This is a genomic window from Streptomyces radicis (genome assembly GCF_003626575.1).
GTDB classification, from domain to species: Bacteria; Actinomycetota; Actinomycetes; order Streptomycetales; family Streptomycetaceae; genus Streptomyces; species Streptomyces radicis.
Window position 1 is genome coordinate 16,850 of record NZ_RBDY01000029.1, and the last position, 12,342, is coordinate 29,191.

9 protein-coding genes and 1 pseudogene are annotated in these 12,342 nt (G+C 72.1%); 3 read left to right on the forward strand and 7 right to left on the reverse strand.

Annotated features, from left to right (window positions below; translation table 11 throughout):
- Nucleotides 1-2: 2 nt before the first annotated feature.
- Nucleotides 3-608 (forward strand): annotated as a pseudogene (locus D7318_RS34230) (SDR family NAD(P)-dependent oxidoreductase); the annotation flags it as partial.
- A gap of 232 nt (nucleotides 609-840) precedes the next feature.
- Here the strand turns inward: D7318_RS34230 and D7318_RS26355 are convergent.
- The 7 genes from D7318_RS26355 to D7318_RS26385 form a co-directional block, all read right to left on the reverse strand.
- Nucleotides 841-2,109, reverse strand: a complete 1,269-nt coding sequence (locus D7318_RS26355) for an aminotransferase class I/II-fold pyridoxal phosphate-dependent enzyme (protein WP_230424101.1) — start codon at nucleotides 2,107-2,109, stop codon at nucleotides 841-843.
- A gap of 215 nt (nucleotides 2,110-2,324) precedes the next feature.
- On the reverse strand, nucleotides 2,325-5,729 hold the full coding sequence (locus tag D7318_RS33490; protein WP_220729813.1) for a PQQ-dependent sugar dehydrogenase: 3,405 nt from the start codon (nucleotides 5,727-5,729) through the stop codon (nucleotides 2,325-2,327).
- Between the two features lie 114 nt (nucleotides 5,730-5,843).
- Nucleotides 5,844-6,623, reverse strand: a complete 780-nt coding sequence (locus D7318_RS26365) for an ABC transporter ATP-binding protein (protein WP_220729816.1) — start codon at nucleotides 6,621-6,623, stop codon at nucleotides 5,844-5,846.
- A complete protein-coding gene (locus D7318_RS26370) occupies nucleotides 6,613-7,353 on the reverse strand; it encodes an ABC transporter ATP-binding protein (RefSeq protein WP_120699716.1) in 741 nt (246 codons plus the stop codon). The genes D7318_RS26365 and D7318_RS26370 overlap by 11 nt, the downstream gene beginning before the upstream one ends.
- The gene (locus D7318_RS26375) at nucleotides 7,346-8,476 is read right to left on the reverse strand and encodes a branched-chain amino acid ABC transporter permease (RefSeq protein WP_220729818.1); all 1,131 of its coding nucleotides are present in this window, start codon (nucleotides 8,474-8,476) and stop codon (nucleotides 7,346-7,348) included. Before D7318_RS26375 ends, D7318_RS26370 begins: the two co-directional genes overlap by 8 nt.
- A complete protein-coding gene (locus D7318_RS26380; RefSeq protein ID WP_120699717.1) occupies nucleotides 8,460-9,344 on the reverse strand; it encodes a branched-chain amino acid ABC transporter permease in 885 nt (294 codons plus the stop codon). Before D7318_RS26380 ends, D7318_RS26375 begins: the two co-directional genes overlap by 17 nt.
- Before the next feature lie 7 nt (nucleotides 9,345-9,351).
- Entirely contained in the window at nucleotides 9,352-10,572 is a 1,221-nt protein-coding gene (locus D7318_RS26385) for an amino acid ABC transporter substrate-binding protein (protein ID WP_120699718.1), read from the reverse strand.
- Between the two features lie 152 nt (nucleotides 10,573-10,724).
- On the opposite strand from D7318_RS26385, the gene D7318_RS26390 reads away from it, so the two are divergent.
- Both D7318_RS26390 and D7318_RS26395 read left to right on the forward strand, forming a co-directional pair.
- The gene (locus D7318_RS26390; protein WP_120699719.1) at nucleotides 10,725-11,789 is read left to right on the forward strand and encodes a LacI family DNA-binding transcriptional regulator; all 1,065 of its coding nucleotides are present in this window, start codon (nucleotides 10,725-10,727) and stop codon (nucleotides 11,787-11,789) included.
- 141 nt (nucleotides 11,790-11,930) lie between these two features.
- Nucleotides 11,931-12,341, forward strand: coding sequence for an ArsR/SmtB family transcription factor (locus D7318_RS26395; protein ID WP_120699720.1), 411 nt, complete (start codon nucleotides 11,931-11,933; stop codon nucleotides 12,339-12,341).
- The last annotated feature ends 1 nt before the right edge of the window (nucleotide 12,342 follow it).

Genomic DNA, 12,342 nt, shown 5'->3' on the forward strand with positions numbered 1-12,342 from the left:
GTGTGGCTCCGCGTCAGCGATCGTGGCTCCGTCCCGGTGAACACGCCATTGTCACGGGGGGTTCGAGCGGCATCGGCCTGGCCACCGCGGCCGCTCTGGCGGACCGGGGCGCGGTCGTCTCGTTGCTCGCCAGGGGCTCCGAACGCCTCGAATCGGCCGCGGCCTGGCTGCGGCGCCGCGGGGCCGTCGCGGTCCACACGGCCGTGGCCGATGTGACCGACCGGGCGCAGGTGACCCGCGCCGTCGAGGGGCTGGTGCGCGCGGCGGGCCCGTGTGCCGTGCTGGTCACCTCGGCGGGGCAGTCGAGGCCGGGGCGTTTTCTCGGGCTGCCGGACGAGGCGTTCACGGGGCTGGTCGAGGTGGACTACCTGGGCACGCTGTGGCCGATCCGCGCGGTCGTGCCGCAGATGGTGGCGCGAGGCCGTGGCACGGTGGTCACGATCTCGTCGGTGGCCGGGCTGATCGGGGTCCCCGGGTACAGCGCGTACGGGGCGGCGAAGTTCGCGGTGCGTGGCCTGTCGGAGGTGCTGCGCGGGGAGCTGGCGCCGCATCGGGTGCGGGTGGCCTGTGTGTTCCCGCCGGATGTGGACACCCCGCAGCTCGCGGCGGAGCGGCGGTGGCGCCCGGTCGAGACGGACGCGGTCAGCGGCACGATCGCGCCGCTGCGGCCCGAGGTGGTGGCCGCGCGGATCCTGGCGGGGGTGGACCGGGGGCGGCCTGTCATCTGTGTGGACCGGATCGGCGGGCTGCTCGCGCGGTTCGGGGGCGTCCTCGCGCCCCTGCTGCGGCGCTATGTCGACCACCGGGTCGGCGGGGCGCTCCTGGGGGCGGCGTCCGGGGTCAGGGGCTCTCGGCGGGGAGCGGGGCGGTGGCGTGGTGGCGCGGGCGGATCAGGTCGACCGGCTCGTAGTCATCGGGCGCGCCGCGGGGAACGAGGCGCAGCAGGCGGCCCACGGCGGCGAACGCGTCGAGAATCCGTGTGATCTGCTCCTCGGTGTGGGTGGCCTGGGCCGTGACGCGGATGAGGGAGCGGTGGGAGGGCACGCCGGGCGGGATCACCGCGTTGGTGTAGACGCCGTGGTCGAGCAGCTCCTGCCAGGCGCGCAGGCACAGCAGCTCGTCGCCGATGTGGACGGGCACCACGGGGGTGACCGAGGGGCTCGTGGTGTAGCCGAGGGCGCGCAGCCCGTTGTGGAGCCGCTCGGCGTGGTTGAACACCCGCTGTCTGCGGTCGGGTTCGGTCTCGATGACGGTGAGGGCGGCGAGCGCGGCGGCGGCCGAGGCCGGGGACATGGCGGCCGTGAAGACGAAGGGCCGCGCGGTGTAGCGCAGGAACCTGACGATGTGCTCGGGGCCCGCGACGAAGCCGCCGAGGGAGCCGAAGCACTTGGAGAGGGTGCCGGTCTGGAGGTCGACGGCGTCCATGAGGCCGAAGTGCTCGGCCACGCCGCGCCCGCGCTCGCCCAGCAGCCCGATGTCGTGGGCGCCGTCCACGACCAGGCGGGCGCCGTGCCGCCGGGCCAACGTGCCGAGCCCGGGCAGCGGGCACACGTCGCCCTCCATGGAGAACAGGCCGTCGGTGACGATGAGCTTGGCGGTGTCGGGCCCGGCGGCGCTCAGCAGCCGCTCCAGGTGGTCGAGGTCGCGGTGGCGGTAGCGGCGCCGCGCGGCGGGGCTGAGGCGGACGGCGTCGACGAGCGAGGCGTGGTTGGACATGTCGCTGAAGACGGTGTCGCCGCGTTCGAGCAGGGCCGTGAGCATGAGGTTGGCCTGGAAGCCCGTCGTGGTGACGAGGGCGGCGGGGCGCTCGAGGAAGGCGGCGATGCGGTGTTCGAGCTCCTCGTGCAGGACCATCGTGCCGTTGAGGCTGCGGGAGCCCGAGCAGCTCGCGCCGTAGCGGCGCACGGCCTCGGCGGCGGCCTCGGTCACGCGGGGGTCGCAGGCGAGGCCGAGGTAGTCGTTGCAGCCCGCCATGACGCTCGGCCGCCCTTCGACGGTGACCTCGCCAGGACCTTTCGGGGTCAGGGCGCGGAAATAGGGCCAGTCCGAGATCTCGCCCATGGCCTTTTCGAGGATGGGCGCGATTCTCTTGTCGAAAACATCTTCCATGTCTTCCGCGGCACCTCTCATTCTCGGACGGCGGCACTTACACACCGGGCGGCCGGGGAGGGGACGGCCGCGCGACGTAAGGCTACACAAGGAATGTCGTCGCGCACGTGGATGAGAATGCCGAGAAATGTCCGCGGGCTCGCGGTCTCCTTTTCTCCCGAATGGCGGGCACGCGTTCGTCCTGTCGCGTGCCCGCCGTTCGGGGTCGGGCCGGGTCAGGAGAGGGGAGTCCCGGTGACGGTGGGCGCGGTGAGGCGGCCGTGGTTGTCGAACGAGCCGAAGCCCAGGCGGCCACCGGAGAAGGTGGTGTCGGTCGCGGTCATCAGGGGGGTCGTGGCGTTGTCGACATAGACCTCGGTGCGGCCCGTCGGGGCGCAGAAGTCGATCCTGACGTCGTGCCACTCGGTGTCGTCGATCGCCGGTGGCGCGCCCTCGTCGACGCCGTTCCACTGGTCGTCGACGCGGAGGCGGTCGGCGTCGTTCACGACGAAGACGCCGTTGTGCGGGTAGATGGTGTTGTCCTGCGACAGATGGACGTAGGAGAACCGGGTGGGTGAGCGGTAGTTGTAGATCAGGACCACGTCGCGGTCGTTCCTGGTGACCGGCTCGTCGATGCGGACGGTCGCCTCGTAGCGGAACGAGCCGTACTCGGGGCCCGCGGTGAGGACGGCGTACTCGAAGGGGCGGCGGGGGCCTTCCGGTTGCTCGCCGCGCTCGGTCTGGATGACCTCGCCGTTCTCGAACGCCCAGCGGGACGGGGTCAGCGGCGCCCAGTCGGCGGCGTCGGTGACATCGGTGGTGACGGTGTCGCCCAGGTCGCACGGGGCGCCCGTGCCGCCGCCTTCGCTCGCCGAGGTGACGCGCCACACCTTGCCGTTGGCCTTGGACAGCAGGTAGACGCGGCCCTCGGCGTCCTGGCCGAAGCGCAGGTCCACGCGGTTACTTCCGGCGAGTTGACGCATGGTGACAGGCTCGCCCGCCGCGTCGACAAGGCCGACCTGGTGGAACGGGGCGCGGTCCTCGCCGCGCCGCATCTCGGCGGCGTGGGCGAAGCGGACCTCGCCGCTGACGATGTCGCCGAAGAGGTACTTGCCGTCGAGCGCCGGGTAGGCGTCGGAGCGGGAGACAAAGCCGCCGACGAGGGAGACACCGGAGTTACGGCCGAGCGAGAGCACGGGGTAGGTGTAGCCGAACCGCTCGTCGTCCGGCGGCAGCGGGTAGACGTGCGAGGGGTCGTCCTTCTTGAAGAGGAAGCCGCCCTCGCGCTCGTTCCAGCCGAAGTCGTCGCCCGGCAGCACCTCGTAGACGGAGTCGATGGACTGCTCGCCGATCATGCCGACGAACATCCGGCCGTCCTCGGGGTCCCAGCTGAAGCGGTGGGGATTGCGCAGGCCGAGGGCGTAGACCTCGCCGATGGCGTCGGGGTCGCCGACGAACGGGTTGTCCCGGGGGATGCCGTACGCGCCGCCAGGACCGTCGGTGCCCGAGGGGTCGATGCGCAGGATCTTGCCCTGGGGCTCACCCGGATCGCCTGGCCTGGTCGAGAAGTTGGGGACCTCGTCGCCGTCGCCCGAGGCGATGTGGAGCAGCCCGTACTCGGGGTCGCCCGGCTCGGCCAGTGGATGGAACCCGATCTGCTGGAGGCCGTGGAGGAAGCGGCTGTAGCCGACCCGCAGCACTTCGCGGTGGGTGCCTGAGAACGTGTCGGCGCGCGGGTCGTCCGCGATCCACTCGGTGACGACGCCGTGCACGCGGGTGTCGGGCGGCGGGGTGTGGGTCGGGGTCGCGGTGGTGAGGGCGTCGCCCGCCTCGGTGTGGACGGTGTAGAACGTGCCGTTGGTGGCGAACTCGGGGTGGAACGCGACAAAGCCGAGGCCGGTGCCCAGGCTCGGCTGACGCACGAAGTCGGGGAACCGCGCCGCCGCGTCGAGATAGGTGGTGTGCGCGCCTGTCTCCTCGTCCACCAGGTAGAGCGGGCCGTTGAGGTCGGGGACGGCGAGGCGGCCCGAGCCCTGGCCGCTGTCACCCGGCACCTCGGAGACATAGTTGACGCGGGCCTGGGTGCCGGTGCCCGTGGTCGGCAGGTCGGCGACCTCTTCGAGTTGGAGCGTCACGTCGGAGGGCAGGGGCGTCTCGGGGATGGGGGTCTCGATCGGCTGGTCGCCCGTGTCGACCACGTCGCAGTCGGCCGCGTCGCCGCTGGGGACGCGGAGGTTGGCGCTGTGCTGGTCGACGGCGATGTCGTCGACCAGCAGGCGGCCCGCGCTGTTCGCGCCGTTGAGCGCGAAGAAGCGGTCGAGCGCGGCGGTCGTGGAATGGCGGAAGGCGAAGTCGATCCGGTCGTCGACCGGGAGGCGCGTGGTGGTGCGGTAGGGGCCGCCGCGGCTGTACATCGTCAGGCGGTCGGTCGCGTTGTCGGCGACCATCCACACGCACTGCCAGGCGTCGGCGGGCCAGCCGCCGACGGTGCGGAACCGCGCGCCGTCGCGGACGCCGAGGTCGCCGGTGTTCTGGTTGTTCGCCTGGACGCGCATGTCGGCGAACGCGGCGGGCGCGTCGACGTCGGTCAGGCCGATGGAGGTGTCCAGGAGGCCGCCGCGGTGGAAGCGGAAGAAGAAGGTCCCGGTGGCGCCATCGGCGATCGGCGGCACCGCGCGGTCGGCCGACTGGCCGTCGCCGGTCATCTCCAACGCCCGGTTGGGCGCGGGGGGTTCGGTCGGGTCATCCACGACGCGGGCGGCTGATCCGGCGCGCCAGCCGTCCTGTCCGTGGAGCGGGCCCGTGGCGTAGTCCTCGAAGTCGAGGATCTCGGCGTAGGCGGGGGCGGGGTTCTCGGTGCTGGCCGTCGCGGGCGCCACATGGATGCTGTCCAGGTGGGTGTCGCCGGACGGCGGGTCGTCGGGGTCGTTGAGCAGCAGGAACGTCTCGAGCGGCGCGTCGCCGCCCGTGCGGAACGCGAACTCGCTCTGTCCGTCCGGGCCTTGGGCGGGCCGGGGCGCGCCGTCCGGCCCCGCGACATGGACGCGGTAGGTGTCGGCTGCGTTGTCGACGGTGAGCCACAGGCCGTAGCGCTCGCCGTCGGCCACGTCCACGTCGAGGAGGCGCTCCTCGGCGCCGTCGCGGGCGAGGAGGCCGCGGGCGTCCAGGGTGAGCTGGGGGCCGAAGTCGGCCAGGTCGAGCGGGTCGCCCGTGGTGTCGGCGCCGAGCCCGGGCGATGTGTCGGCGCTCAGCCCGATGTTGAGCGCGGTGGCCGCCCGGTCCTCGGTGACCAGCTCCCAGAAGACCGTGCCGGTGGCGTCCGCGGGGACGGCGAGGTCGTCGAGCACGGCGTACGCGTTCCCCCGGTACTGGACCGGGACGTCGCGCTCGGACAGGAAGATGGTCAGCGCCTTGCCCGAGAGCGACGCGGGGGCCTCGTCGGAGACCACCGCGCCGTCGGGGGCGCCCGGGGTGTTGACGAACCAGGGGCCCTGCGTGCGCAGGCTCCCGTTGGCGTAGTCGTCGAAGAGCGCGAGGGGCGTGAACCCCGCCGCGGCCCGGGCCTCGTCGTGATCGTGGGACCCGGCCGCCGCGGGGAGCGCGCCGAGCAGGGTGGCCACCAGGGCGGCGGCCGTCGCCATGGGGGTGAGGCGTCTCCTTCTTCCGCTGAGCATCCGCATTCCTCTCGACAGCGTTGTCGTGGGTGTGGTGCGTGGCTGTGGTGCGTGGATGTGGTTCGTGCGCCGCGCCGGGCGTCAGCCCTCCACCGGGAGGGACGGCTCGGCCGGTCGGCCGCCGAGGTAGAGCTCGGACAGCTGGGGGTCGGCGAGGAGCTCCGGCGCGGGCCCGCTGATGTGCACGCGCCCGAGGTCGAGAACGCAGCCGAGGTCGGCCGTCTCCAGGGCGCGGCGGGCGTTCTGCTCGACGAGCAGCACCGCGGTGCCCGCGTCGCGCATGCGTGTCACCTGCTCGAAGACGGTCGCGGTGGTCTTCGGGTCGAGGCCCATGGACGGCTCGTCGAGGAGCACCACCTTGGGGTCCACCATGAGCGAGCGGGCGAACTCCACCTGCTTCTGCTGCCCGCCCGACAGCAGCCCGGCAAGCTGCTTCCAGCGCTCGCCCACGATCGGGAAGAGGTCGCGCACGAACGCCACCCGCTCGGCGACGCGCGCCTTGTCCCGCAGGGTGTAGGCGCCGAGCAGGACGTTCTCCTCGACGGTCATCTCGCGGAAGACGCTGTGGCCTTGCAGCACATGGGCGAGCCCGGAGGCCAGCATCGCCTGCGGGCCACGGCCCGTGACGTCGTCGCCGTCGACGAGGACACGGCCCGAACGCGGCTTCAGCAGGCCGCTCGCGACCTTGAGGACGGTGGACTTGCCCGCGCCGTTGGGCCCGACCAGGCACACCACCGTGCCGGGCGGCACCTCGATGGTCAGGCCGCGCAGCACCATCGCGGCGCGGCCGTAACCGGCCTGCACGTCGTCGAGGACGAGGAGCGGCGCGGGGCCGCCTGCGGGGGTCGGCTCAGACGCCAAGGTAGGCCTCCAGGACTCGGGGGTCCTCGCGCACGACCGCGGGTGGCCCCTCGGCGATGGGGCGGCCGCGGTCGAAGACGACGACGTGGTGGGACAGGCTCATGACCAGGTCCATGTTGTGCTCGACGACGAGGAACGTCCTTCCCTCGGCGTTGAGTTCGCGGATCAACGTGCCGATGCGGCCGATGAGCGCGGGGTTCACGCCGCCCGCGGGCTCGTCCAGCATGATGGTCTCGGGGTCGCCCATGAGGACGCCCGCGAGCTCGAGGAGCTTCTGCTGGCCGTAGGAGAGGTTGCCCGCCTCGACGTTCTCCAGGTGGTCGATGCCGACGCGGACCAGCAGCCCGCGCGCCTTGGCGATGTCTTCGGCCTGGCGGGCGCCGACGAGCAGCTCGCGCAGCCGGGTGCGGCGCACCGCGACCAGCATGTTCTCCAGGACGGTCATGCGCGGGAAGACGCGGCACAGCTGGAAGCTGCGGCCGATCCCGGCGCGGGCGATCCGGTGCGGTGGCCTGCCGGTGAGGTCGCGCCCGCGGTAGGTGACCGTTCCCGAGTCGGGTCTGATCATTCCGGTGACGCAGTTGAAGAACGTGGTCTTGCCCGAGCCGTTGGGGCCGATCAGCGCGTTGATGCGGCCCTGGTGGAACGTCACCGTGGCGCCGTCGACCGCGCGCACGCCGCCGAACGACTTGGTGAGGCCCTCGGTCGCCAGGCCATCGGGGTCACTCATCGGCCGCCCTCCGTGCCTCGTTCTCGTTGCGTTCGAGCAGCTCGGCGGCGGTCATCTCGCGGATGGACGAGTCCTGCGGGCCGAAGCGCTTCACGAGGTCGGTGGCCGCGGGGATGATCCCGTTGGGCGTGAACAGCACGACCACGCCGAGCAGCACGGCCGTGGCGACCAGGTGGAGCTGGGTGTCGCCGTACTCCAGCTTGAAGTACTCGAGCGCGCCGCCGACGATCAGCGCGCCGAGCAGCGGCCCGTAGAGGTGCCGCACGCCGCCAAGCAGCGCCATCAGCACCATGTACGCGCCCAGCAGGATGGAGAACTGGAAGATCGGGTCGAGATCCCCGAACCACAGCGCGTACATGCCGCCCGAGAGCCCGGTGAAGAGCGCGGAGACCAGATACGCGACCAGCTTGTAGTCGCGCGTCGGCACGCCCAGCGCCTGCGCCTTGTCCTCGTCCTCGCGCACGGCCTTGAGCCCGGCGCCGAAGCGCGAGCGGTCGATGACCCACCACACGAGCAGCATGACCGCGAGCAGCGCGACGAACAGGTAGAAGAACACCCGGTGGTGCTCGGGCCGCAGCAGGTCGGGGAAGGGGCGTGGCACGACAAGGCCGTTGGAGCCGCCCGTGAAGTCCTTCCACGCCTGCGAGACCAGCAGCAGGATCAGCACGAACGCGATCGAGACGATGACGAACGACGCCCCGCGCACGCGCAGCGCCGCGATGCCGACCGGGATGGTGATCAGGACGACGACGGCGCCCGCGCCCAGCCAGGCGACGAACGGCGGCCACGACAGGTCGCGGATGAGCAGCCCCGTGGCGTAGGCGCCGAGGCCGAAGAACGCCGCGTGCCCGAGGGAGATGTAGCCGGTGAAGCCGCCCATGAAGTTCCAGGCGGTGGCGGTGCAGGCGTAGGAGGCGACGACGACGCCCGCGGAGAGGATGTAGGGGTTGGGCGCCATGTTCGGGAAGGACAGGATCAGCACGGCGCCCGCCACGAACGCGACGAGCTTGACCGCCCGCGCCACGGTGAGCGCCTGGCGCGTTCCCTTCACGTCGCGCGGCCCCGGCGCCGCGGTCCTCGTCGGGGAGGGCGGGGGCCGTTCGGTGTCAGAAGCGTTGGGCAAGGCGACCTCCGAAGAATCCCTGCGGGCGCAGCATCAGCGTCGCGAAGAGGGCGACGTAGAACAGGGTCTGCGCCCATGTGGTGCCAAGCTCGACCTGGAGGAGGCTCTGCCCGATGCCCAGGACCATCGCGGCGATGGCCGTGCCGGGGATGGAGCCGAGGCCGCCGACGACGATGATCGCCATCAGCGGGCCGACCCAGTGCCAGTGCAGCGACGGGTAGATGGTGGCGTCGAGCGCGAGGGCCGTGCCGCCGACCGCGGCGGTGGCGAGGCCCAGGCCGAAGCCGAGCGCGGCGACCCGGTCGGTGCGGATGCCGACGAGCTGGGCGGCCTCGCGGTGCTGGATGGTGGCGCGCAGCGCCTGCCCGAACCTGCTCTTCTTCAGCAGCACGTACAGGGCGCCGAGCGAGGCGGCGGCGAGGACGAACGCCACCAGCTTGACGACGGCGATGTTCGCGCCGAAGAACTCGATGTTCGAGCCGGAGTAGGGCAGTTGGACGCGCCGCTGGGTGCCGCTCCAGACGAAGCCGATCATGCCCTCGATGAACAGGGCGATGGCGAACGTCAGCAGCACCGACATCATCGTGAGGGTGGCCGGGCGCAGCCGGGTGATCAGCAGCCGTTGCATGCCGACGCCGACGAGGAAGAACAGCGGCACGGTGACGACGAGCGAGAGCAGCGGGTCGAGGCCCGTGCGCTCGTTGAACCACCAGGCCAGATAGGCGGCCAGGATGAGGAACGCCGAGTGCGCGATCATCACGACGCGCATCACGCCGAAGTAGAGGGTCAGCCCCGCGGCGAGGAGGGCGTAGAGCCCGCCGAGGAGCACGCCGAGCACGAGGCTCTGGAAGAGGAGCGATCCGGACACGGGCCACTCACCACGTCGGCTTGGGGAAGAGGAAGTCGGCCTCGGCGGCGTCGGCGGGGAGCACGATCCTGATGTCGCCCTCGACGTACTGCTGGATCATGTGCGCGCTCTGCGGGCGGCCCGCGTCGTCCCAGGACAGCGGCCCGACGACGGTCTCCACCTCGTTCTCCCGCAGCCAGTCGATCAACTGCTGCTGGCAGTCGCCCTGTTCGGCGCAGCCCACGGCCTCGACCGCGGCGGCCACCACCTGGCCCGTAGTGAAGGCGTTGGCCTCGTCCTCGGCGGGTGGGTTGCCATGGGTCTCGGTGTAGTGCTCGACGAACTCGACGTTGGAGGGCCAGGGCGCCTCGGGCGTGTAGCCGGTGGGGGCGAGGATGCCCTCGGTCTGCTCGCCGATGGCCGAGGAGAACTCGGGGTTGGTGGGCGCGGTGGAGAACGCCGCCAACCGCGGCTGGTAGTCGAGCTGTTGGAGCGCCACGATGAGATTGACGGCGTCCTGGTACTGGGTGCCGCCGATGACGACGTCGGCGCCCGAGTCGCTGATCTTGGCGGCGATGGAGGAGAAGTCGGTGGTGTTGGGCGGGTAGACCTCGTCGACCAGGACGTCGAGGCCCGCGTCGGCGAGCTTGTCGCGCAGGCCGTAGGCGGTGCCCTGGGCGAACGGGTCGTCCATCGCGGCGACGGCGACCGTCTGCGGGCGCTCGGCCTCGGGCAGCGCGAGGATCTGCTCGGCCAGGTGGTTATAGTGGTCGTTGGCGATGGCAGGAGCCGCGTAGAACAGATTCTCGAAGCCCTGGTCGAAGACCTCGGCGGCGGCGCCCGCGGGCTCGACGAAGAGCATCCCGTACTCCTCGGCGACGCGGGCGCTCGGCACGACGAGGCGGGTGGAGAACGGGCCGAAGACGAGGTCGACCTGGTCCTGGGCGATGAGCGCCTCGTAGTCCTGGACCACGCGGTCGGCGCTCGACTGGTCGTCGAGGATGGTGAGTTCGACCTGGCGGCCGAGGAGGCCGCCGTCGGCGTTGACCATCTCGGCCCACGCCTCGTAGCCGCGCTGGACGCCCTTGCCCGGCTCGGAGAAGTCGCCGGTCAGGGGCAGGGATATGCCGATGGTGATCGTGTCGTCGGAGCCGCCGCCGCCCGCGTCGGCCGAGCAGGCCGAGAGGGCGAGGGCCGACGCGGTGAGCGTGGCGGCGAGGCCGAGCGCGGGCCTGTTCCACTGGGTCATGAGGTGACTCTCCATGCTTCGTCGCACGAGTGGACCTCAACTGACGGGCTGGCTGGCGCCCCCGTTGAGTAAGCGCTTTCGCAAGCGCTTGCGGTACCGTAACGGCGGCTCGATGGTGTGGCAATGGTCCTGACACGAGACGGTGGTTCCCGATGGTCCGAGGCGCGCGTGGGGAGGGGGCCGCGGGGTCGGGAAGGGCGCTGCGGCTGATCGATGTGGCCGAAAGGGCCGGGGTCTCCCTCGCGACGGCGTCGCGCTCGCTGCGCGGCCGGGAGGGCGTCTCCGACCGGGTGGCCCTCCATGTCCGCGCCGTCGCGGCCGAGATGGGCTATGTGGCGAACCCCCACGCGAGCACCCTGGCGGGCGGCGTGACGCGGGTGGCGGGGCTCATCGTCTACGAGATCGGCGACCCGTACTTCTCCGAGATCGCCAGCGGCGCGCTGCGCGTCGCGGGGGAGCACGGCTGGTCGGTGCAGATCAGCCACACCGCGCGCGAGCCGCACGCGGAGCTGGCGCAGATCAGGCTGCTGCGCGCGCACCGCGTGGGCGCGATCGTGATGGCGGGCTCGGGCTATGTGGACCGCGGTGAGTCCGAACGCGCCAACCGCGAGCTGCTCGACTACCAGGGCTCGGGCGGGCGCGTCGCCGTGATCGGCCGCCACCATCTGCGCTGCGACGCGGTCCTGCCGGACAACCGGGCGGCAGGGGAGACCATCGCGGGCCACCTGCTCGCGCTGGGGCACCGGGCGATCGCCGTGGCGGCGGGTCCCGCGCACCTCACCACGGTCGAGGACCGGCTGCTGGGGATCCGGCGGGCGCTCGCGGCGCACGGCGTGGACCCCGCCGACGTGCCGGTCGTGCCGGGCGCGTTCACCCGCGAGGGCGGGCGGGCCGGCACGGAGCGCATCCTGAGCGAGCACCCCGGCACCACCGCGATCGTGGCGCTCAACGACGCGATGGCGACCGGCGTGCTCTCCGTCCTGCGGGAGCGGGGCATCCCCGTGCCGGGGCGGGTCTCGGTGGTGGGCTTCGACGACATCCAGGTGGCGCAGGACCTCTCCCCCGCGCTCACCACGGTGGCCCTGCCGATGGCCGACATGGGGGCGGCGGCGCTCGAGATGGTCCTGCGCCCCCACTCGGCCCGCCCGCGCCGCAAGGCGACGGGCCACCGCCTCAGGGTCCGCGACTCGACGGCCCCCGCCCCGACGGCCACCTGATGACGGGCGGCGCCCCTCGCCCGCCGCCACGCCCCTGACCGACACGCCTCTGACCTGCGGCGTTACGGTGCTGATCGGCATTGACAACGGTCACCAGTGCAGCCTTTGACGGGAGCGCCGCACGGGCCTCACCATGCATATATGAAGAGGCATTCAGATGAGCCGATATCCGCCGACGCGTGCTCCGTCCGCGTGGTCGACGGCGACCGTGTGGACCTCGTGCGGTCCCGGATGCCGTTGGAGGACGAACTCGTCGACACCGCCGAGGTGTTCGGGCTGATGGCCGACCCAGGGCGGCTGCGGCTCCTGATCGCGCTGCGCGAGGGCGAGCTGTGCGTGTGCGACCTGGCGGCCGTGAGCGGGCTCAGCGAGTCCGCCACGTCCCACGCGCTGCGCCTGCTGCGCGCCCACCGCGTGGTGGCGGCGCGCCGCTCGGGCCGCATGGCCTACTACCGGCTCGACGACGCCCACGTCCGGATGCTCCTCGACCTGGCCGTCGCCCACACCGAGCACACCGAAGCCATCCACCCCGAGCGCACGGGAGACCGCTGAC